Raw genomic sequence first — 21,147 nt, 5'->3', positions numbered from 1 at the left:
CGCCGCGGCGCCGGCCCCGCTCCCTCAGCCACCGTCCCGCAACTGCTCCTCCAGGAGCGAGAACTTCTCGCGGCGCCGCGCGAGCGCGCGATGCCGGGCGGCGGCGTCCGCCAGCGCGAGTTCCGCGGCATCGTGCTCGCGCTGGCAATCCGCGACCGCGCGGCGGGCGGCGGGGATCCGGTCGAGTTCCCGCTGGTCTTCCTGCCGCCAGCGCCGCAGGACCGGTTCGCCGCCGCGCGCCGCCTGACAGGCCTGGCGTAACGCGGACCGCCGCGCCGCCACGTCCTCGATGCAGTCCGCCAGTGCCTGCTGCGCCTGGGCAAGCGCCTCGGCGGCCTCGTCGCTGGCGCGCTTGGCGCGCAAGAACTCCGCCTCCGCGAGGGCTGCCCTCCGGGTCGCCAGGAGACCCAGACGGCACACGCCTGGCAGCAGCGGATCGGGCGGCGCCGGCTCGACGGCCTCGTGCGGGCCGCGGCGCGGTCCGGCGCGATCGCCGGCCACCGTGCCTGGATTGCCGGGACCGCCCATGCGTGACTCAGACGGCGCCCGCGGTGAGCGCGTTCAGACGGGCCAGGCTGTCCTCCCAGGCCGCGGGCAGGCGCGTGTCCTGCCGCAGGAAGTCGATGACCTTGGGATAGTCCGACACGATGCGGTCGGTGTCGGGGTCCAGCCCCGGCCGGTACTCGCCCAGACGGACCATCAACTCCATGTCGCGGTAGCCGGACAGCACCTGGCGGATCCGGTTGGCGGCGCGCGCCTGCTCGCGCGGCACGATGTTGGACATCACGCGGCTCAAGCTGGCCAGCACGTCGACCGCGGGGTACTGGCCCTGCTCGGCCAGCTTGCGCGACAGCACGATGTGGCCGTCCAGCAACGAGACCGCCTCCTCGCTGATCGGATCGGAGCGCAGCTCGCCTTCCAGCAGGACCGTGTAGAGCGCCGTGATCGAGCCGCCCGCCGCGTTGCCGGCCCGCTCGATCAGGCGCGGCAGCAGCGCGTAGACCGAGGGCGGGAAGCCCGCGCGCGCCGGCGCTTCGCCCGCCGCCAGGCCGATCTCCCGCTGCGCGCGCGCCAGCCGGGTCAGCGAATCCACCATCAACAGCACGTTCAAGCCTTGATCGCGCAGGCCTTCGGCAATCGCCGTGGCGGTGAACGCCGCGCGCACGCGTTCGATGGAGGTTCGATCCGAGGTGGCGCAGACGATCACCGTGCGGGCCAGCAGATCGGGATCGAACTCGTGTTCCGTGAACTCGCGGACCTCGCGGCCCCGCTCTCCAATGAGCGCCACGACGATCGCGTCGGCCGGACTGCCGCGCCCGACGGCCGCCATCAAGGTCGTCTTGCCGCAGCCCGGTCCCGCGAACAGCCCGACCCGCTGCCCCTGCCCGAGGGTCAACAGCGCGTCAAGGCTGCGCACGCCCGTCGGGAAGCGGTCCTTGATGCGCCAGCGTTCGACCGGTGGCGGCGCATCGGCGATGACCCGACGCAGCGCCAGGCCGTCCACACCGGCGCGCAGCGGCTCCCCGCCGTCCAGGGGGTCGCCGAATCCGTCGAGGATCCGGCCCAGCAACGGCCGGCCGACGGCGACGTGATGCGTGGTGCGCAACGGCCGGATCACGCAACCGCCCGAGATCCCCTCCAGCGCCATCAACGAAGACAGCAGCACGTTCGGCCCGGTGAAGCCCACCACCTCGCAGCGCCAGACCTTGGCGGGCTCCGCGGGGTGGTAGACCTCGCAGAGCTCGCCGATGCTCGCGCCCGGCACGGTGCCCTCGATCAACATGCCCAGCACGCGATGGACCTGACCGAGCTGCCGGACCAGGGGGACGCCGGCCATCGCGGCGGCCACCCGGGCAGCCTCGCGCGCCGCGGCTTCTCGCATCGTCACCATCCGATCTGTACCTTCCGCGGACCGTCGAACACCAGCGCGCCGGGCCGGATCTCGGTCAGGCGCCACTCGCCGACCCGATCGCCCGGCGCCAGGCGGCGGCCATCGGTCAAGGTCACATGGCTCTCCGATCCGAGCAGGACCTCTTCGATGTCGAACGGCAGATTCACGGTCCCTTCGCCGGGAATGGTCACCTGCAGGCGGCCGCGTCCGTCTCTTCGGTGCGCTGGCGCAGGCACCTGCGCCTCGGCCACCGAAGGCGGCTGCGCGGGCGCAGGGGCCTGCTCGCCGGTCACCGAAGGCTGCACCGCCGAGGCCGCAGGCCCGCCGCTGGCCGGCGCGGCATCCGCTTTCGGCGTCTCGGGCAGCGGCGCGTCGGCCTCGTCTTGCGCCGCCTGGCGGACCAAGGCGGCCACGCCCAGCATGGTCGAGAGCAGTCCGGCCGCCACGATGACGCTGCCGAAGGTTCGCATGGGGCGAGTCACGGAGGTCCGCGCGCGGGCGGCCGCCCCGGGTGGACGGAAGTCAGCCACGAACGCTGGCAGCGGCTCGATCGCCGCCTCTTGCGGCGCATCGGCGGCCAGCGCCGCGACATCGGGCGGTCCGGCAGTCGCCGCGACATCGGGCGCCGTCCAGGCCCCCCACGGCTCGCCGGCGCCTTGCACCGCCAGCCAGACTTCGCCGGCCCGGAACGCGTCCCCGGGCGCCAGCGGCGCCGACTCACCGCGCTGCAGCACCGCCCCCGAAGCCAGCAGCACGCCATCGTCCAGCGCCTCGAGCAACAGGCCGCCATCGGGCAGCAGGCGCACCCGCAGACGCTGCGGCGCATGGCCGTCGTCCAGCAGCAGAAGGTCGGACTCTTCCTCCGGCCCGACCGCCAGGCTGTCCTCGAGCGGCAACGCCGCGCCGGACTGCAGTCCGGTGAGAACGCGCAGTTCCAGCGGCTCCTGTTGTGAAGCCGAGACCTCCATGTCAGTACATCTCCGGCAGCGGGCGGCCGTCCAACGGCACGCTGATGACCGAACGGACGTTCACGCGGAAATCCGGTGGCAGCTCGGACATGCCGATCACCCCCAATGGGGGCAGGCGATCCGCCAGCAGTTTGCGGACATGCGGCCTCACGTCCTGCGCGCAGACCACGACCGGACGCACGCTCTGGCGCGCCTGCAAGTAGGCGGCCGCCGTTTCGTCGAGGATCGCATCGGTCAGGTCGGCGTCGAGCGCCAGGAAGTCGCCGTAGGCGGTCTGGCGGACGGAGGAACGGATCTGCGACTCGAGCTCGCTGTCGAACATGAGCGCATGCAGCTCCTTGCGGGTGGCATGCGAGTCGCAGATCTCGCGCTGCAGCGCGGCGCGGATGCATTCGGTGAGCACCGACGGATCGCGTTCGCGGGGGCCCCATTCGATCAGGGCGTTGACGATCATCGTCAGATTGCGGATGCTGACGTTCTCCGTCAGCAGGCGCCGCAGCACCTCCGCCATGCGGCTGAGCGGCACCGCGCGCTCCAGTTCCTTGGCCACTTCCGGCGTCTTGCGGCCGCACCACGCGGCGATCTTCTGCGTCTCCTCCATGCCGAAATACATCGGTCCGATCCGCAGCAAGGTCTCTTCGCAGAGCTCGTCAAGGCGCTGCCAGCAGTCCGCCAGGTCCATCGGCGCAGGGGTCAGCGCCTTCGCCTGCGCCTCGGGCAGCCAGATCCGCGGCGCGCAGGCGATGCCGGCGCGGAACTCCACCTGCTCGGCCGGCAGGCCCAGGTCCGCCGGATCGCCGCTGGTCCAGGTGCAGGTGAGCAGGTCCTCGCGGAGCCACATCGAGAACACGCGCACCTCGCCATGGCAGAACTCCAGGTCCGCGTCGTCCAGGTCGATGTCGAAGTCGACGTCGATGGCCGGTGTCACGAGCGCCAGGCGCCGCACCAGACGGTTGCGGACCTGCCGGCAGAGATTGAGCGCGCGCCGGGCACGCTCGGGGTCGATGCGGCGGCTGACCCGCAGCACGAGCGGGCGCACGAGGTCGAAGTCCCGCAAGGCCTCGACGGCGGCATCCCGGTGACGTTCCTCCTCGCGCTCGGCCTTGAGCTTGCGGTGCATGGCCGTGAGGCCCACCGCCGCGGAGCCTCCCGCCAGGCAGGCGAACACCGCCAGCGGCATCCCCGGCAGCAGCCCGAAGGCCAGCATCGCCGCGCTCGCCGTCACCCAGGCCTTGGGCTGATGCAGCAACTGGGCCGTCAGCTCCTTGCCGATCGCCCGGCCGCCGCCGCTGGGCTTGGAGACGCGCGTCACCAGCAGGCCCGCGGTCATCGACATCAGCAGTGCCGGAATCTGCGCCACCAGCCCGTCGCCGATGGTCAGGATCGCGTAGACGTGCAGCGCCTCGGAGGCCGGCAGGCCGCGCTGCAGCACCCCCACGGACAGGCCGCCGATCAGGTTCACCAGCACGATGACGATGCCGACGATCGAGTCCCCCTTGGCGAACTTCATCGTCCCGTCCATGGCCCCGAAAAACTGGCTCTCCTCGGTCAGCATGTCGCGCTGCGCCTTGGCCTCGTCCTGCGTGATGCCGCCAGACTTGCGCTCCATGTCGATGGCCATCTGCCGGCCCGGCATCGCGTCGAGCGAGAAGCGCGCTCCGACCTCGGCGACGCGCTCGGAGCCCTTCGTGATCACGATGAACTGCACCACGGTCAACACCAGGAACACCACCAGACCCACGACCAGATTGCCGCCGACCACGATCTCGCCAAAGGCTTCGATGATGTGGCCGGCTTCGCCGTTGAGCAGGATCTGGCGCGTGCTCGCCACGCTGAGCGCCACGCGGAACAGCGTGGTGACGAGGAACAGCGAGGGAAACGCGGAGAGCCCCGTGGTCTGCTTCACCTGCATCACCAGCACGATCAGGAAGGCGGAAACGCACAGGTTGGTGGCGATCAGCAGGTCCAGCAGCCAGGTGGGGACCGGCAGCAGCATCGCGAAGATGACGGCGACCACCAGCGTCGTGACGACGATCTCGGCGCGCTCGCCGCGCGGTGCGATCTGACGGGCCAGCGCCCTCGCGGAGGAGGCGGCCCCGGTCGAGGCGGCAGAGGCGGCGCCAGGGGACGCCTCGGGGGAAGGGGAGGACTGGGACATGGTGCCGGTCAGTCAGCCCTCCCCGGCTTGGGTTCGTCACATGAATCTGCAGACCGGGCCAGGCCCGTGGCCAACCTCACCGGCGCTTGAGCCACACGCCGGTTGGAGAGAGCAGATTCTTCTGCTTGAGGTCGGCGGTGTTGGCGTCGCGCAGCTCCTTGCACACCGCCTCCTTGGTTTCAGGCTTGAGCCAGACGCCCTGAGGGAGCTCGTGCATGGCGGCGCGCAGCAGGTACCGGCGCGCGCTCGCGAGCGCTTCGCCCTTGACGTTGAGCGTCTTGCTCATCCTTGCCAGCACGCTGGCCGGCGTCGGCGAGAACGTCATGTCCAGCAGCCATCGCGTGACCTCGCGCACCGCCTCTGGGGAGGGCGTCCCGGTTTGACCGCCGTCCTTCATGCCGATGCCGCCGCGTTCATCGTCCCGATGCTGACGACATTCGTCTGCCGAAGCTGCTGGATCGTCCGAAGCAGCGTGACCCCCAGATAGACTTCCGCGCCGCGTGAGGCGTTCGGATTCACACGGCCGCCGGGCAGCAGCATCTTCTGAAGCGCATCCAGTCCGTCCGGGCCCATCGTGCCGGCGACTTCCAGGATCACCTTCGGATTGGGCTGCGACTGCATCAGCGGCATCGCCGGCGAGCCCGGGGCCGCCGCGCTGGCGACGGAGGCCGCGTCGTTGGCAAGTGCCACCAGGCGCTTGAAGAGCCCTTCGCCGTCACGCGGAAGGCGGTCCAGCACCTCGCCGAGCCGGTCCGCCGCGTCACCGGGCTTCAGTCTGGCCATGGTCTCGTTCATCAGCAGCCGGCGCTCATCGCCGTCCCGCGTCTCGTCCAGGATCTCCATGGCCTTCGCGGTGTTTCCCGACTTCCAGGCCTGCGCGAAGCGCTCTGCCTGCTTCCTGAGCATGAAGAAGTTCGAGTCGCCTGCCAGCATCCGGTACACGTTCCGGATCGCTTCGACGCTCATCAATTCCCTGACCCGCTGTTCCTGGCTCCCCGGCGCCTCGCGGGCCTCCTCGTGGGTTTCCAGTTCCTTGCCCTCGCTTCTGAAGAACGCGTGCTCCTCGATATTCACCCCCAACCCGGCAAGGTTGTTGGCGTCGATCGAGGTCGCGCTGAAACGCGCAGCGCCCGGCGCCGTGGATCGCGGGTCTCCCGATCCGGGCAGCCGTGTCCGGCCAGCCTCCGGGGAACGCTCGCGCGGGATGGCATCCGCGCCGGCAGGGAAGACGAGGGTTTGGCGAGAGGCAATGGAAGTCATGGCGATGCGTGAGTTGAGGTGGATCTCGGGGTTCAGGGCAGCGCGCGCGCGGTCAGGATGAACAGCCGCTCCCGTTCGTCATTGGCGGCGCTGTCGCTGCGGAACAGCGCACCGATCAGCGGAACGCTGCTCAGGCCGGGCACGCGGCTGTTCTTGATCTGGCGCTGCTGCCGGCGGTAGCCGCCGACCACCAGCGACTCGCCCGGCTTCACCAGCGCTTCAGTGCTGACCGCGCTGTTGTCCACGCCGGGAGGCCCCTGGTCGGAGGGCGTGGCACCCAGTTGACCGTCTTCGATGTCCAGGGTGACGCGAATGCTCTGGGACGCCGGGTCCGCGGCAGCATCACCGACGATGCTCGGCGTCACCTTGAGCAGAGTGCCCGCGGTGATGGTGCGCAGGTCCGTCGCCCGTTCCCCGATGAGCTTGACGTAGGCCGACTGATTCATGTCCAGCAGGGCACCGACGTTGTTCATCGTCAGGACTGAGGGGCGGGACAGGATCTGTGCTTGTCCGCGCGACTCCAGGGCGCGCAGACGCAGCGCCAAACGGTCGGAGGCCCACAGCGCCATGGTTGAACCGCTGACGCCGGTGTTTCCGGACGAGGCGCCGGTGCCGCCAACGTCGATGGACAGCCCCCCCTTGTCCGAACCCAGCCTGGCGTCGACCGACCAGTCGCGCAGGGCATTGGCGCTGACGTCGAGGATGGTCACGTTGATCTCGACCAGCCGGCTTGGCACGTCCAGTTCGTCGATCACTGCGCGGTAGTCCTCGCGCCGCGACGGCAGGTCCCAGACCAGCACGGCATTGAGCGGCCGATACGCCGCGATGGCCGGCGTGATGTCGGACCTGTCCGCGTCGGGATCTCGCGCGCCGCGCCGGGATCCGGCCGGCGCATTCGACACACCGCCGGACACACCGGTGCGCCCGGACGCGGCGCCCTCGACGCCCGGCGGCAGCGGCAGATGCGAAGCAGGCAACGCGGCGATCGCCGGGTCCAGTGAAAGAGATCCCTCGTCGCCATCGTTCGGGAACACGGCCCACGGATTCTCGGCACGGGGAAGCAATGACGCGTCGGCGCGCCAGTTTCGCGCGGACGCTTGCAGCGCTTGCGCGCGCGGCAGCACCTGATTGAGCGTCGACACCAGTCCCGGCACGTTGACGGTTCGATCGCGCGTGCGCATCTCCCGGTCCGCCGCGGACGCATGCTTCAGCCGGAAGACCATCAGCCGCGGCCGCTCGCGGCGCGTCTGCGCGTCCGCCGGGACCGCCAGGACGCGCCGCACGAGCGCGACGTACGCGGCCGGACCGGATACCAGCACGGTGGGTGGCTCGGAGTCGAACTCGCCCCAGCCGAAGCGCCCTTCGAAGAGGCCGATGCCCACCAGCGCGTCCTTCGCATCAGACGGGCTCTGCGGCCCGAGGGCGATGCGCTCGCTCGTCGCCGAGGATCGCGCCGAGATGTGCAGCACGCCCTGATAGACGAACCAGTCCAGGCCCTGAGCCTCGGCCAGACGGTCCAGGAACACGGCGGGGGAAGCCCCCTTGCCGCCCAGGCGAACCTGGCGCCGCCCGAGCGCGGGATCGGCCAGCTTCACGGTCAGCCCCAAGGTCGACGAGAACCGGTCGAGCACCTGGGACAGCGACAGCTCCTCGTCGGCACGGTAGCTGTACAGCGTGTCGCGCCACGAGGCCGGTGCGACGGCGCGCGCCTCCTGAAGCGCCGGGCCGGCAAGGCCCATCAACGCGATACCCAGCAACGCGCTGCGGCACACGGGCCTGGCATGCAGGACGCAAGCGCTCACGAGGTCACCGCTGTTCGTTGAGGATCTTGCGTTCAGCCAACCGATGCTGCTGGACTGAACTCTTCATCACGGTGACCTCCTTCTGCTGCTGGATCTGGATGGCGATCAATCGCTCGAGGTCCAGCGGTCCGAGGCTCTTCATCTCGTCGGACATGCGATTCGAACTCGCCAAGGCGGTTCTCAGCAGACGTTGGTTGGCGGTGATGGTGGTCATGTGGCGGGCTCCTCGGAAGGGATGGATGGGTCGGCCTGACAGGGCCTGGGGGAATGGACGGGCTCGGCGCCCGGCAAGGCGCCAAGCAAGGCCCGGACGTTGTCGGCATAGCGGGCATGAAGGCTTCCCGCCGGATGCGAAAGCACGCACCCGCCTCGCTCGAGCGCGGCATCCGGCAGCAACGTCCAGTCCGCCCGGTGGGCGATGTCCTTCAACGGGTCGAGATCGTCGGGATGGACGCGCAGCAGCGCCTGCCCTTCGCCACGCATCGCTTGCCATGCCTCCAGCAGCAGGCGCGCGCTGGATTGAGGGGGCTGCGCGACGGGGACATCCAGCAGCAGGCGGCGGGCCGCCTGATGGGCGATCTCGACCATGAGACGTTCCGATGCGGCCAGCACCTCGTCGCGCGCTTCCTTCAGTGCCGTCGACAGCCTGGCCGCCTCGGCCAGCGCCTGGCCCTGGAGCCGGTCGGCCTCCTCGGCGGCGCGGGCCAGCGACCGCGCGCGCGATCGCTGGCGCCATCGGCGCTCGCGCTCGCGTGTCCGGCGCAGGCGTTCCGCGCAGGCCCGCCTCGCGCTCGCGACGACATCGGCGGCCCCGCGCACTGCCTCCAACGCCTCGAGCGGCACCACGACCGAGAAGGTCTCGGCGTCCGTGCCGATCCGGTGAACAGGACCTCGCAGCGAGAGGCGTTGGGCAATCCAGGCGGGATTCATGGAGGCGCCAGTGCGCTGACAACCGGATCGGGTTCCGTTCCTCGAATGCGGGCCCAAGAACGGTTTTCCCGGGACACCGCACTGACGCCCCCGCTTCGATCAACCCCCGCCGGTCAGCGGCGCGCCCTCCATGCTTGCACTCGCCTCCTCCAGCCCTCCTGCGTTCAGCCCGATCGCCCAGGCCGCTCAGCCTCGCGCCTCGCCCTCGCCACTGCGACTTCCGAGCCGCAGCCAGGAGATCACTGACCTGACGCGGACGTTCAACCGCGGTCTCGTCTGGACGGACGACGCGAGCGCGTCGGCGTGGGCCGCCGTGGAACTGTCGGTGCAGCCCATCGTCGAGACGCCGGCCGGGCGCCCGTGGGCGGGGCCCGAGGGCGTCGCGCTCAGAACCGCGCTGGGCAGTTGGCTGCTCGAAGACGGCGCGTTCGTCGCCTGTGCCACCGGCGTGCAAGTCGCTCCGGCCTCCAACGTCGCCGCCCGCGACGGCTTGCTCCGGCTGGCCTGCGCCCATTGGCCGGCGCTGCTGGCGGACGCCCTCGGCGGCGTGCCGGCGCCAGCGCCATTTCCGCGCGATCACGACAACGACGACCGCGGGCAGATGGCGGCGGCCATCTTGACGCTTGTCGATCGAACAGGCGGCCGACAAGCCTTCCCCGTGCGCGCGTCGGCGCAAACCCTGCTGGCCTGTGCGCAGTTGCCTGGCTGGAGGCCGATGCCCTCGCGCCAGCCCATGCCGGCAGCCGTCTCCGCGATCGTGCTGGCGGGCGGGCTCTGGCTCGATCGACTCTCGATTCCAGCGGCGCAGCTGTCCGCCCTCCGGCCCGGCGACGCCCTCTGGCTTCCCCCGAAGGGGCGAAGTGAAAGCAGTCCGCTCTGCTTGATTTCAGGGAGTCAGATCCTTCATTTGGGGCATGTCTGTCACCTCACACGCGAGTTCCAGGGATGGGGGCCGGAGGGGGGGCGGACTTCCAATTCCCTCCATGCCTTCCCCCCCTCAACGGAGCCCCGCAACGTGGATGCACTGACCGTAGATCTGGACTTCATCGTCGGCCGTGTCGCCATGACAGTCGGCGAATTGAGCGCCCTGGCCGCGGGCCAGGTGATCCCCATCGAAGCGCTGACGCCGGCGCGCGTGCGGATCGTGGCCCACGGCACTGAACTGGGCCACGGCCATCTGGTGGAAGTGGAAGGCCGGCTCGCCGTCGAAGTGCTGGGCTGGGGGACACCGCGGTGAACATCGGGAGCCTCGATCCGGCATCGCTCGCGGTCCTCCTGGCCGGGCTGACGCTCCTGCCGCTGCTGCTCGTGTGCACGACCAGCTATCTGAAGATCTCGGTGGTGCTGATGATCGTGCGCAACGCCCTGGGCGTGCAGCAGGTCCCGCCCACGATGGCCATGAACGGCATGGCGCTCGCGGCCACGCTGTTCGTGATGGCCCCGGTGCTGAACGAGGTCGCCGCCCGGCTGTCCATCGATCTGCCCGGCGCCTCCGGGCCGCACGCGCAAGCGCCGCAGCGATCGGGCTCGCAGCGTCTCGGGTTGGCCGACCTGGCCCACGGCTTCGAGCCGATGCGCGGCTTCATGCTGGCCAACACCCTGCCCGAGAAGCGCCAGCGCTTCGCCGATCTGGCGCGCGACCAATGGAGCGGCTCGACGATGGCGCCGCCCCAGCCGAGCGACTACGTCGTGCTCATTCCCTGCTTCGTGGTCAGCGAACTGGAGCTGGCGCTCAAGGCCGGCTTCGTCCTCTACGTGCCCTTCGTCGTCATCGACTTGCTGCTGTCCAACCTGCTGCTGGCACTGGGCATGCAGATGGTGTCGCCGATGGTGGTCTCGCTGCCGCTCAAGATCCTGCTGTTCGTGCTGCTCGACGGCTGGACCCGGCTCTTCGACGGCCTGGTCCGTTCCTACGCGTGAGGGGCCGCCGTGATCGAAACCATCGCGTTCTTCCAGAAGGGTCTGCTGCTGGTGATCTGGCTGTCGCTGCCCCCGCTGATCGTGGCGGTGATCGCGGGCGTGCTGGTCTCGCTGGTGCAGACCGTGCTGTCGATGCAGGACCAGAGCATCCCCTTCGCCGTCAAGTTGCTGGCGGTCGGCCTGGTGCTGGCGATGACCGGCCGCTGGATGGCGCTGCAGCTGCTCGCACTGGGCGATCAGGCGCTCGCGGCGCTCGCCACCTTCGGAGGCCGGCCATGACGCGCCGCCTCCTCGCACCGGTCTCCATCGCTCGCGCGGCGCGGCGCGGCCTTTCCGCTTCTCTCCAAGGGAGCCCCCGGCTCCGGAAGATCCCCGACGGGCACGCGCCCGACACCGAGCCGAACGGGGACCCGGGCCTAACTCGAGTCTGTCCATGAATCAACACAGCGAATCGGACCGTACGGGCGACGTCCAAGATGACGAAGCATCGACCCAAGACGGGGGAATCCCCGTGGACGCCAGCGACGCCACCGAAGCCGGCGACAGCGAGGCCACGGGCGGCATGGGCGATGCGCCTGGCACCGATGCCGCCGAGGCGGCCCAGGAGCCGGTCGACCCGGAACTCGTCCGGCAGCGTCAGCAGCTCGTGCTGACGCACATCGTCAAGATCGCGCGCGAATCCCGCAGCGACTCGAGCAAGCTCAAGCGCTTCCTGCGGCGCTACGAGCGCTCTTCGGGAGAACTCGACGACATCATCCAGGACGCGATGCTCGAAGCCACGCGCTGCACGGACCGCTATCAGGCCCGATCCTCGGTGGAGACCTGGTTCTTCGGCATCGCCGCCAACGTGGCGCGCAACCATGTGGCGCGCTGCTCCAAACGCAGCGGCCAGATGGAGAGCCTGGACGAGTCGCCGCACATGATGGATGGCGAATCGGCCCACCGGCCGCGCGACTCGTCGATGGACGTGAGCCAGCGCGTGGCCTACCGTCAGTTGGCGGGGATCGTCGACCTGACGCTGTCCAGCCTGTCGCCGGACCTGCGCGGCACCTTCGACCTGGCCTGCCTGCAGGAAGAGTCCTACCGCGACGTCGCAGAGATCCAGGCCATTCCGATCGGCACCGTGCGGTCGCGCGTGAATCGCGTCCGGACGCTGCTGCGCTCGCGCCTGAAGCACGGTTTCGCGGACTACGCGACCTGAATGCCGGCCTGAGCGCCGGCCGCCGCGGCCTTGATGGACGAACCGCCCCGGCAGGGGCGGTTCCGCTTCAGCAGAGTGTGACGGCGGGTCAGTCGAACCAGCGCAGCGCCATCTGCGTCACCACCAGCGCGACCATGAATCCGCCCACGCCCCACAGCAGGGCCTGGAGCAGGTGGTTGGTGCGCCGCTGCTCGATCAGCAGCTGCCGGGTGAGGTCCGCATGTCCGCCCTCGGCGCGCTGGCGCAGGACCTCGTGCATCAGGCGCGGGAACTCCGGCACCATCTGCGCGAAGCGCGGCGCCTCCTTCTTCAGCTGGTGCACGAAGGCGCGCCAGCCCACCTGCTCGTCCATCCAGCGTTCCAGGAAGGGCTTGGCCGTCGCCCACAGGTCCAGTTCCGGGTCGAGTTGCCTGCCCAATCCTTCAATGTTGAGCAGCGTTTTTTGCAGCAAAACAAGCTGAGGCTGAATCTCGACGTTAAATCTGCGCGAGATCTGAAACAGCCGCATCAGCACCTGGCCGAGCGAAATGTCCTTGAGCGGCTTGTCGAAATGCGGCTCGCAGACCGTGCGCACCGCCCCTTCGAGTTCATCGACCCGCGTCTCGGGCGGCACCCAGCCCGACTCGATGTGCAGTTCGGCCACGCGCTTGTAGTCGCGGCGGAAGAAGGCGATGAAGTTCTGCGCCAGGTAGTCCTTGTCGACCTCGGTGAGCGTGCCGATGATCCCGAAGTCCAGCGCCACGTAGCGCCCGAAAGTGTGCGGGTCCAGGCTCACCTGGATGTTGCCGGGGTGCATGTCGGCGTGGAAGAAGCCGTCCCGGAACACCTGCGTGAAGAAGATGGTGACGCCGTCGCGGGCCAGCTTGGGGATGTCCACGCCTGCCTCGCGCAGACGCTCGAGCTGCGAGATCGGCACGCCGCGCATCCGCTCCATGACGATGACCTCGCTCTTGCAGAGCTCCCAGATCATCTCCGGCACCAGCACCAGCTGCAGGTCCTGCATGTTGCGGCGCAGTTGGGCGGCGTTGGCGGCCTCGCGCACCAGGTCGAGCTCGTCGTGCAGGTAGGTGTTGAACTCGCCGACGACCTCACGCGGCTTGAGCCGCCGGCCGTCCGCGGAGAAGCGCTCCACCCAGCCCGCCAGCGTGCGCATCAGCGCCAGGTCGTCCTCGATGATGTCGAGCATGCCCGGCCGCAGCACTTTCACGGCCACCTCGCGCCCGTCCTTGAGGGTCGCGAAATGCACCTGCGCGATCGAGGCGCTGGCCACCGGCTCGGCGTCGAAGGTGCCGAACAGGTCCTCGATGCGGCGCCCGAAGGCGCGCTCGATCAGCGCGCGCGAGAGCTCGGCCGGGAACGGCGGCACGCTGTCCTGCAGCTTGGCCAGTTCCTCGATCATGTCCGGCGGCACCAGGTCGCGGCGCGTCGACAGCAACTGGCCGAACTTGACGAAGATCGGCCCCAGCCGCTCCAGCGCCAGCCGCAGCCGCACGCCGCGGGGCTGGTCCCAGGCGCGGCCGACCGAGATCAGCCGGCGCAGGAAGCGGAAACGCCGCCGCTTGAGCGTCGACAGCGCCAGTTCATCCAGCCCGAATCGGTACAGGGTCCAGACGATGACCAGGAGGCGGGACAGATACCTCATGCCCGGACCGGCTTGCGGGAGCTCATGGGCGCGCCTGGCCGTCCGGCATGAAGCGGCCCGCCTGGCGGGCCAGCGCCGCCATGGCGGAGGCGGCCGCGCGGCCGAAGCGGCCCAGTTGATGCGCCACCGCCGGGCCGGTGATGGCGGCCAGGTCGTCCTCGATGTCCCAGCGCACGTGGTCGATCAGCCAATTGAAGTCGCCCGCGAGTTGCGCATCGCCCTGCACCCGCACGTCCGGACGGGCGCCCGACAGAGCTGCGAAGGCCGCCGCGGCCGGATTGGAGGCGTCCAGTTCGATGAGCAGGTCCGGTTCTTGCCTAGGGCCATCCTCGTCAGCCAGCCGTTCCAGAAGACCGGCCGGGGTGATGCGCAGCCGCAGGTCCGGCGCGGCCGGCAGCAGGGCCGGCCAGCCGGCCAGCCGCACCCGCAGCGTCTTGCCCGTGTGCGGGGCCAGGCGCGCGGACGCCACCGGCTCGCGGGACATGACATGGTTGAGCAACAGCGTGATGCGATCCTGGGCCGCGGGGGCCAGGAGCTTGGACCATTCTTGGAGCATGGGGCGGATTGTAGGCAGGGCGCGGCGGCCGTCCGCGCGCGCTGGAACCGGTGACAAGCTAGGGGGTCCGGTTACGAGTCCGTTGGATCAATTGAGCGAGAATTTCCGGCTCTTGGCCGGGGAAGGACCACTGGGTAATGTTTGAGGATCGGAATTACAAAAGAACGTTCTACAGCGCGCCGCAGTCGGTCCAGTCGTTCATCGCGGCCTTCCTGGAGCCGACCCTGATCGTCCTGATCTACCTGGTCCTGCTGGCGTGGTTCGGTGAGCCGGTCATGCGCTCCACCTACACGCTGTGCATGCTGGTGTTCGCGCTGACCTTCCCGGGCCGGAACCGTTTCTCGGACCATCCGGCCAGCGCCGTGACGGACATCGTCGGCTCCTGGCTGATGCTGCTGCTGATCCTGGGGATGTTCGCCTACGCGACCAGCAGCTTCCATTACTTCGAGCGTCCGGTGCTGCTGTGGTGGGCCCTGCTGACGCCGCTGGCGCAGATCGCCGCGGTCGAGATCGGCCGGCGCGTGCTGCGCTGGCGTTCGCGCCAGCCTTCGGTCAAGCGCACCGCGGTGATCGTGGGCGCCGGCCCGCTGGGCGCGAAGGTGGCCCGGGCGCTGGAGTTCGGCAAGCTGGGCGGCGTCGAGTGCCTGGGCTTCTTCGACGACCGCACCGACGACCGGCTGCACGCCGACTGCAACGGCCGCGTGCTGGGCACGCTGCCCCAGCTCAGCGACTACGTCCGCGCCCAGGGCGTGCGCGAGGTCTACATCACCCTGCCGCTGGGCTCGCAGCCGCGCATCCTCCAGTTGCTGGAGCAGCTGCAGGGCACGACGGCGTCGCTGTTCTTCGTGCCGGACGTCTTCGGCATCAGCATCATCCAGGGCCGGCTGCAGGACGTGAACGGCGTGCCGGTCGTGGGCATCCTGGAGACCCCGTTCACCGGCGTGAACGAGGTGGTCAAGCGCATCAGCGACATCATCCTGGCCTCGCTGATCCTGGTGCTGATCTCGCCGATCCTGCTGATCCTGGCCATCGGCGTGAAGCTGAGCTCGCCCGGCCCGGTCATCTTCAAGCAGCGCCGCAACGGCCTGGACGGCGAGGAGATCGTGGTCTACAAGTTCCGTTCGATGCGCGCGATGGACAACGGCGCGGTCGTCAAGCAGGCGACCAAGGGCGACCCTCGCATCACGCCCTTCGGGGCCTTCATCCGCAAGACCTCGCTGGACGAGCTGCCGCAGTTCATCAACGTGCTGCAGGGCCGCATGAGCATCGTCGGCCCGCGTCCTCACGCGGTCGCGCACAACGAGGAATACCGCCAGCTGATCAAGGCCTACATGGTCCGCCACAAGGTCAAGCCCGGCATCACCGGCTGGGCGCAGGTCAACGGCCTGCGCGGCGAGACCGACACCGTCGACAAGATGAAGGCGCGTGTCGAATACGATCTGGAGTACCTGCGCAACTGGTCGCTGGGCCTGGATCTGCAGATCATCGTGCGCACCGTGCGGCTGATGCTGTTCGACCGCCACGCCTATTGACCTGTTTGACCTGTTTGACCTGTTTGACCGGTTGATGGAGATCCGCACCGGACCCGCACGACGACACCCGCAGGAGATCCCCACCCATGAACCGCCTCCACCGACTGTCGCTGCCGCTGGCGCTGCTGGCGTCGACGCCTTGCTGGGCCCAGAGCGACGCGGGCAGCCCCTGGTACCTCGGGGCCTCGCTCGGTCACTACTACACCAACAACGTGTACCGCACCAACACGGACGCGATGAGCGACCGGCTGACCTCGCTGAGCCTGCTGGCCGGCGTCGACACGCGGCTGGGCCGCCAGCGGCTGCACGCCGACGGCCGCTTCAACGACACGCGCTACCAGGACAACAGCCGGCTGGACAACCGCGGCTACAACCTGGACGCCGGCCTGGACTGGGAGACGGTGGGCAATCTCTCGGGCACGCTGGACTACACCAGCGCCCGCACGCTGGCCGACTTCAACGCCAACAGCAGCATCGCCCCGACCACCGACCGCAACCTGCAGACCGACAAGAGCCTGGGCGGCAGCGTGCGGCTGGGCCTGCCCAACCTCTCCCCGTTCAGCCTCGAGGCCACTTTCCAGCACCGCGAGCGCGACTACTCGCTCCCCGAATGGGCCACGCAGGAGTACCGCCAGAACACCTCGTCGCTGGGTCTGCTCTACAACGCGAGCAGCGCCTGGCGCTTCGGCGTCGCCGGCCGCTACACCAAGGGCCGCGTGCCGGTGAACGACTTCGGCTGGAGCCGCAAGGACATCGACCTGACCGCGCTGTGGCGCGCCACCGGCTCCAGCAGCCTGAACGCGCGGCTGAGCCGCAGCAGCTCGCAGTCCTTCACCGGCGTGACGGGCGCGCTGACCTGGAACTGGGCGCCGGGCGGACGCTGGTCGCTGAACACCAAGGTCTCGCGCGACACCGGCGTCGAGACCTACTACCTGGGCATCAACAACGGCCTGGCCGACTTCAACCGCGTCCAGACGGCGCTGCAGACGCAGCTGAACTACCGCCTGACCGGCAAGCTGATGGCCACCGCCAGCCTGGGCGTCACGCGCCTGAGCCGCGACCAGAACATCGCGCTGCGCGGCGCCGGCGCCAAGGACGACTCGACGCAATACAGCCTGGGCCTGGCCTGGGAGGCCCTGCGCAACGTGACGGTGGGCTGCCAGTACACCCACCTGGATCGCGAGACCTCCAACGTGATCTACTCCAACACGGCGTACACCGCCGGCTGCTACGTGCAGGGCATGCTGCGCTGAGCCCTCCGGCCGCGACGCTGCTTCCGATTTCCGCCGCCTCTTCCGACTCCTGGATCCCGGACCCCATGGCCAACGACACCATCCTCCTGACCGGCGCGACCGGCTACATCGCCTCCCACACCTGGCTCGCGCTGCAGGCGGCCGGCTACCGCGTCGTCGGGGTGGACAACTTCAGCAACAGTTCGCCCAAGGTGCTGGAGCGCCTGGCCGAGCTCAGCGGCCAGACGCCGCTGTTCGAGAAGCTCGACGTCTGCGACGGCGCCGCGCTGGACGCGGTGTTCAACGAGTACAAGCCGGCCGCGGTGGTGCATTTCGCCGCGTTCAAGGCGGTCGGCGAATCGACGGCCAAGCCGCTGAGCTACTACCGCAACAACCTCGACGGCCTGCTGACCGTGTGCGAGACCATGCGCCGCCACGGCTGCAAGCGGATCGTGTTCTCGTCCAGCGCGACCGTGTACGGCCAGCCCAAGTCGCTGCCGCTGCGCGAGGACGCCGAGCTGATGGCGGTCAACCCCTACGGCGCCACCAAGCTGATCGGCGAAGGCATCCTGCGCGACCTGGGCGCCGCCGACCCGGACTGGCAGACCGCCTGCCTGCGCTACTTCAACCCGGTGGGCGCGCATGAGAGCGGCCGCATCGGCGAGGACCCGCGCGGCATCCCCAACAACCTGATGCCCTACGTCACGCAGGTGGCGGTGGGCCGGCGCGCGAAGCTGTCGGTCTTCGGCAACGACTACGACACCCCCGACGGCACCGGCGTGCGCGACTACATCCACGTCGTCGACCTGGCCGAGGGCCATGTCGCCGCGCTGAACTTCCTGCTGCGCGGCAAGGAGTCGATCTGGGTCAACCTGGGCACCGGCCGCGGCTACAGCGTGCTGGAACTGGTGAACGCCTTCGCCCAGGCCAGCGGCCGCGAGATCCCCTACGAGATCGTCGCCCGCCGCCCGGGCGACGTCGCCGCCTGCTACGCCGATCCGGCGCTGGCCCGCGAGAAGCTGGGCTGGACCGCCCGCTTCGACCTGCAGCGCATGTGCGAGGACAGCTGGCGCTGGCAATCGTCCAATCCGAACGGCTTCGAAGGCTGAGCGTCGGCTCTGCGACACTTCCGGCCCGCTTTTCCAATTCCACCGCCCCGGCCGCCACGCGCCAACGGGGATCCACGACCCAGAGGGAGCAGTACCTTGAGCAAGATCGACACGCAGCCGGTGATCATGGCGGGCGGCAGCGGCACCCGGCTGTGGCCGCTGTCGCGCGCCGGCTATCCGAAGCAGTTCCTCGTCCTGAACGGCAACACCAGCCTGTTCCAGCAGGCCGCCGAGCGCCTGGCCGCGCTGGGCGCCGAGGACATCGCGGTGAACCCGCCCATCGTCGTGGGCAACGAGGAACACCGCTTCATGGTCCTGGACCAGCTGCGCGAGCAGCAACTGGCCCCGAGCGCGGTGGTGCTCGAGCCGGTCGGCCGCAACACCGCGCCGGCGATCACGCTGGCGGCGCTGCAGGCGATCGAATCCGGCGCCGATCCGGTGCTGGTCGTGACGCCGGCGGACCAGACCGTGGTCGACGGTCCCGCCTTCACCGCCGCGCTGCAGGACGCGGTGCGCCAGGCCCAGGGCGGCGCGATCGTGATCCTGGGCATCACGCCCGACCGGCCGGAAACCGGCTATGGCTACATCCGCGCCGGCGCCGAAGGCACCGGCCTGCGCGTCGAGGCCTTCGTCGAGAAGCCCGACGCCGCGACCGCCCGGAAATACCTCGACCAGGGCGGCTACTACTGGAACAGCGGCATGTTCGTGCTGCGCGCCAGCGTCTGGCTGAAGGCGCTGCAGCAGTTCCGGCCCGACATCGAGCAGGCCACCCGCGCCGCCTTCGGCGGCAAGGCGGTGGACGGCGCCTTCGTGCGTCCGGCCAAGGATGCGTTCGCGGCGGTGCCGTCGGAATCGATCGACTACGCCGTCATGGAGCGCTGCCCCGGCAGCCCGATCGCGCTGCGCATGGTCCCGCTGGACGCCGGGTGGAACGACCTGGGCGCCTGGGAGGCGGTCTGGCAGGTGGCCGAGAAGGACGCCTCGGGCAACGCCAGCCGCGGCGACGCGATCATCGCGGACAGCCGCAACACGCTGGTCCACGCCACCAGCCGGCTGGTGTCGGCGGTGGGGCTGGAGAACATCGTCGTCGTCGAGACGCCGGACGCGGTGCTGGTCGCCGACCGCAGCAGGAGCCAGGACGTCAAGAAGATCGTCAACCAGCTCAGCGCCGCCCAGCGCGACGAGCAGAACCTGCACCGCAAGGTGCACCGCCCCTGGGGCTGGTATGACAGCATCGACATGGGCGAGCGCTTCCAGGTCAAGCGCATCATGGTCAAGCCGGGCGCCTCGCTGAGCCTGCAGATGCACCATCACCGCGCCGAGCACTGGATCGTCGTGCAAGGCACGGCCGAGATCGTCAACGGCGACAAGACGCTGCTGCTGACCGAGAACCAGTCGACCTACATCCCGCTGGGCCAGGTGCACCGCCTGTCCAACCCCGGCAAGGTGCCGCTGGAGATCATCGAGGTCCAGTCCGGCTCCTACCTGGGCGAGGACGACATCGTGCGCTACCAGGACACCTACGGCCGCAACTGAGGAGCCCGCCGCGCCCGAGGCCCCCACCTGGGGGAGCGGGCTCGGCGGCGGCACGAAAGTCGGATACAAAGCCGTCCTCGGAAAGAACAGGAGAAGGCCGTGTCCGTGATCGCCGTCGTCGGATTGGGATATGTGGGACTGCCGCTGGTAGTCGAATTCGGCAAGCACGGCCGCACGATCGGTTTCGACATCGCCGTGGACAAGGTCGCGAAGTGCCGCGCCGGCACCGACCCCTCGCGCGAACTGAGCGACGACGAAGTCCGCGCCGCCGTCCACGCGGAATATCACAGCGATCCGGCCTGCCTGGCCGAGGCCGACGTCATCATCGTGGCCGTGCCCACGCCGGTCGACCAGGCCCACATCCCCGACTTCCGGCCGCTGATCGGCGCCTCCACCAGCGTCGGCCGGCACATGAAGCGCGGCGCCGTGGTGGTCTACGAATCGACCGTCTATCCCGGCGCCACCGAGGAAGTCTGCATCCCGGTGCTGGAGCGCGAGTCGGGCCTGACATGGAAGCAGGACTTCTTCGTCGGCTACAGCCCGGAGCGCATCAACCCGGGCGACAAGGACCACACGCTGACGAAGATCCTCAAGATCGTCTCCGGCGACACGCCGCAGACGCTGGACATCGTCGCCAGGACCTACGAGAAGATCATCGTGCCCGGCGTGCACCGCGCGTCCAGCATCAAGACGGCCGAGGCGGCCAAGGTGATCGAGAACACGCAGCGCGACCTGAACATCGCGCTGATGAACGAGCTGGCGATCATCTTCGAGCGCCTGGGCCTGGACACCTCCGAGGTGCTGGAGGCGGCGGGCACCAAGTGGAACTTCCTGAAGTTCAAGCCGGGCCTGGTCGGCGGCCACTGCATCGGCGTGGACCCCTACTACCTCACGCACAAGGCCGACATGCTCGGCTACCACCCGCAGGTCATCCTGGCGGGCCGGCGCATCAACGACGGCATGGGCAAGTTCATCGCCGAGCAGACCATCAAGCAGATGATCGCCGCGGGCAGCCCCGTCAAGGGCGCCAAGGTCAACGTGCTGGGCCTGACCTTCAAGGAGGACTGCGGCGACCTGCGCAACTCCAAGGTGATCGACATCATCCACGAGCTGCAGAGCTATGGCGTCGAGGTCTGCGTCACCGACCCGGCGGCCGAGGCCGACGAGGCGATGCACGAGTACGGCGTGAAGCTGCAGTCTTTCGAAGCCCTGCCGCGCGCCGATGCGATCGTCGCGGCGGTGGCCCACCGCGAGTACAAGGCGCTGTCCGCCGCCGAGCTGGCCGCCAAGCTGGTGCCGGGCGGCGCCTTCATCGACGTGAAGGCGGCATTTAACGGCGACAATCTGCGCGCCGCCGGCCTGCGGGTCTGGCGGCTGTGACGGCGGACGGCGCTTCGGCGCCGTCGCTGT

At 69.5% G+C, this 21,147-nt stretch carries 20 protein-coding genes; 9 read left to right on the top strand and 11 right to left on the bottom strand.

The genetic code is table 11. The features are described from left to right. Positions 1–24: 24 nt before the first annotated feature. The 9 genes from ABDW61_RS18300 to ABDW61_RS18260 all read right to left on the bottom strand — a co-directional run bounded on the left by ABDW61_RS18300 (position 25) and on the right by ABDW61_RS18260 (position 9,009). Positions 25–528 carry a hypothetical protein gene (locus ABDW61_RS18300; RefSeq protein ID WP_343640681.1) on the bottom strand — a complete coding sequence of 168 codons (504 nt, stop codon included), beginning with the start codon at positions 526–528 and terminating at the stop codon, positions 25–27. A 7-nt stretch (positions 529–535) separates the two neighbouring features. Further along, complete coding sequence (locus ABDW61_RS18295) at positions 536–1,891, bottom strand: FliI/YscN family ATPase (protein ID WP_343640680.1); 1,356 nt, start codon at positions 1,889–1,891, stop codon at positions 536–538. Beyond that, positions 1,885–2,859 (bottom strand): hypothetical protein, encoded by a 975-nt coding sequence (locus tag ABDW61_RS18290; protein WP_343640679.1) that lies wholly within the window; start codon positions 2,857–2,859, stop codon positions 1,885–1,887. Before ABDW61_RS18290 ends, ABDW61_RS18295 begins: the two co-directional genes overlap by 7 nt. Position 2,860: 1 nt before the next feature. Beyond that, positions 2,861–5,017 carry a flagellar biosynthesis protein FlhA gene (locus ABDW61_RS18285; RefSeq protein WP_343640678.1) on the bottom strand — a complete coding sequence of 719 codons (2,157 nt, stop codon included), beginning with the start codon at positions 5,015–5,017 and terminating at the stop codon, positions 2,861–2,863. 76 nt (positions 5,018–5,093) lie between these two features. Next, complete coding sequence (locus ABDW61_RS18280) at positions 5,094–5,414, bottom strand: hypothetical protein (RefSeq protein WP_343640677.1); 321 nt, start codon at positions 5,412–5,414, stop codon at positions 5,094–5,096. Further along, complete coding sequence (locus ABDW61_RS18275; protein WP_343640675.1) at positions 5,411–6,277, bottom strand: hypothetical protein; 867 nt, start codon at positions 6,275–6,277, stop codon at positions 5,411–5,413. Before ABDW61_RS18275 ends, ABDW61_RS18280 begins: the two co-directional genes overlap by 4 nt. Before the next feature lie 32 nt (positions 6,278–6,309). Next, entirely contained in the window at positions 6,310–8,079 is a 1,770-nt protein-coding gene (gene sctC, locus ABDW61_RS18270; protein WP_343640674.1) for a type III secretion system outer membrane ring subunit SctC, read from the bottom strand. Positions 8,080–8,083: 4 nt separating this feature from the next. Continuing rightward, a complete protein-coding gene (locus ABDW61_RS18265; RefSeq protein WP_343640673.1) occupies positions 8,084–8,293 on the bottom strand; it encodes a hypothetical protein in 210 nt (69 codons plus the stop codon). Further along, complete coding sequence (locus ABDW61_RS18260; protein WP_343640671.1) at positions 8,290–9,009, bottom strand: FliH/SctL family protein; 720 nt, start codon at positions 9,007–9,009, stop codon at positions 8,290–8,292. The genes ABDW61_RS18265 and ABDW61_RS18260 overlap by 4 nt, the downstream gene beginning before the upstream one ends. Positions 9,010–9,139: 130 nt before the next feature. Between ABDW61_RS18260 and ABDW61_RS18255 the strand changes: the two genes are divergently transcribed. The 4 genes from ABDW61_RS18255 to ABDW61_RS18240 all read left to right on the top strand — a co-directional run bounded on the left by ABDW61_RS18255 (position 9,140) and on the right by ABDW61_RS18240 (position 12,130). Further along, on the top strand, positions 9,140–10,246 hold the full coding sequence (locus ABDW61_RS18255; protein ID WP_343640670.1) for a FliM/FliN family flagellar motor switch protein: 1,107 nt from the start codon (positions 9,140–9,142) through the stop codon (positions 10,244–10,246). Continuing rightward, complete coding sequence (gene sctR / locus ABDW61_RS18250; RefSeq protein WP_343640669.1) at positions 10,243–10,929, top strand: type III secretion system export apparatus subunit SctR; 687 nt, start codon at positions 10,243–10,245, stop codon at positions 10,927–10,929. The genes ABDW61_RS18255 and sctR overlap by 4 nt, the downstream gene beginning before the upstream one ends. Positions 10,930–10,938: 9 nt before the next feature. Next, on the top strand, positions 10,939–11,208 hold the full coding sequence (sctS, locus tag ABDW61_RS18245; RefSeq protein ID WP_343640667.1) for a type III secretion system export apparatus subunit SctS: 270 nt from the start codon (positions 10,939–10,941) through the stop codon (positions 11,206–11,208). A gap of 232 nt (positions 11,209–11,440) precedes the next feature. After that, the gene (locus ABDW61_RS18240) at positions 11,441–12,130 is read left to right on the top strand and encodes a sigma-70 family RNA polymerase sigma factor (protein WP_343640666.1); all 690 of its coding nucleotides are present in this window, start codon (positions 11,441–11,443) and stop codon (positions 12,128–12,130) included. 88 nt (positions 12,131–12,218) lie between these two features. Here ABDW61_RS18240 and ubiB read toward each other — a convergent pair whose 3' ends face one another. Together ubiB and ABDW61_RS18230 are read right to left on the bottom strand one after the other, a co-directional pair. Continuing rightward, positions 12,219–13,772, bottom strand: a complete 1,554-nt coding sequence (ubiB, locus tag ABDW61_RS18235) for a ubiquinone biosynthesis regulatory protein kinase UbiB (protein WP_343640665.1) — start codon at positions 13,770–13,772, stop codon at positions 12,219–12,221. Between the two features lie 22 nt (positions 13,773–13,794). Then, entirely contained in the window at positions 13,795–14,328 is a 534-nt protein-coding gene (locus tag ABDW61_RS18230; RefSeq protein ID WP_343640664.1) for a hypothetical protein, read from the bottom strand. Positions 14,329–14,465: 137 nt separating this feature from the next. On the opposite strand from ABDW61_RS18230, the gene ABDW61_RS18225 reads away from it, so the two are divergent. From ABDW61_RS18225 to ABDW61_RS18205, 5 genes are all read left to right on the top strand, one after another. Then, the gene (locus ABDW61_RS18225; RefSeq protein ID WP_343640663.1) at positions 14,466–15,860 is read left to right on the top strand and encodes an undecaprenyl-phosphate glucose phosphotransferase; all 1,395 of its coding nucleotides are present in this window, start codon (positions 14,466–14,468) and stop codon (positions 15,858–15,860) included. Between the two features lie 86 nt (positions 15,861–15,946). Next, positions 15,947–17,113, top strand: a complete 1,167-nt coding sequence (locus ABDW61_RS18220; RefSeq protein ID WP_343640661.1) for a hypothetical protein — start codon at positions 15,947–15,949, stop codon at positions 17,111–17,113. Between the two features lie 65 nt (positions 17,114–17,178). After that, positions 17,179–18,201, top strand: coding sequence for a UDP-glucose 4-epimerase GalE (galE, locus tag ABDW61_RS18215; protein ID WP_343640660.1), 1,023 nt, complete (start codon positions 17,179–17,181; stop codon positions 18,199–18,201). A 126-nt stretch (positions 18,202–18,327) separates the two neighbouring features. Next, positions 18,328–19,737 (top strand): mannose-1-phosphate guanylyltransferase/mannose-6-phosphate isomerase, encoded by a 1,410-nt coding sequence (locus tag ABDW61_RS18210; protein ID WP_343640717.1) that lies wholly within the window; start codon positions 18,328–18,330, stop codon positions 19,735–19,737. A gap of 99 nt (positions 19,738–19,836) precedes the next feature. After that, the gene (locus ABDW61_RS18205; protein WP_343640658.1) at positions 19,837–21,117 is read left to right on the top strand and encodes a nucleotide sugar dehydrogenase; all 1,281 of its coding nucleotides are present in this window, start codon (positions 19,837–19,839) and stop codon (positions 21,115–21,117) included. Positions 21,118–21,147: the final 30 nt, after the last annotated feature.

The organism is Roseateles sp. (genome assembly GCF_039595595.1).
In the GTDB taxonomy this organism is placed as follows: Bacteria; Pseudomonadota; Gammaproteobacteria; order Burkholderiales; family Burkholderiaceae_C; genus Roseateles.
The sequence above is the reverse complement of the archived record's forward strand: the minus strand, read 5'-3'. Positions and strand labels throughout refer to the sequence as shown.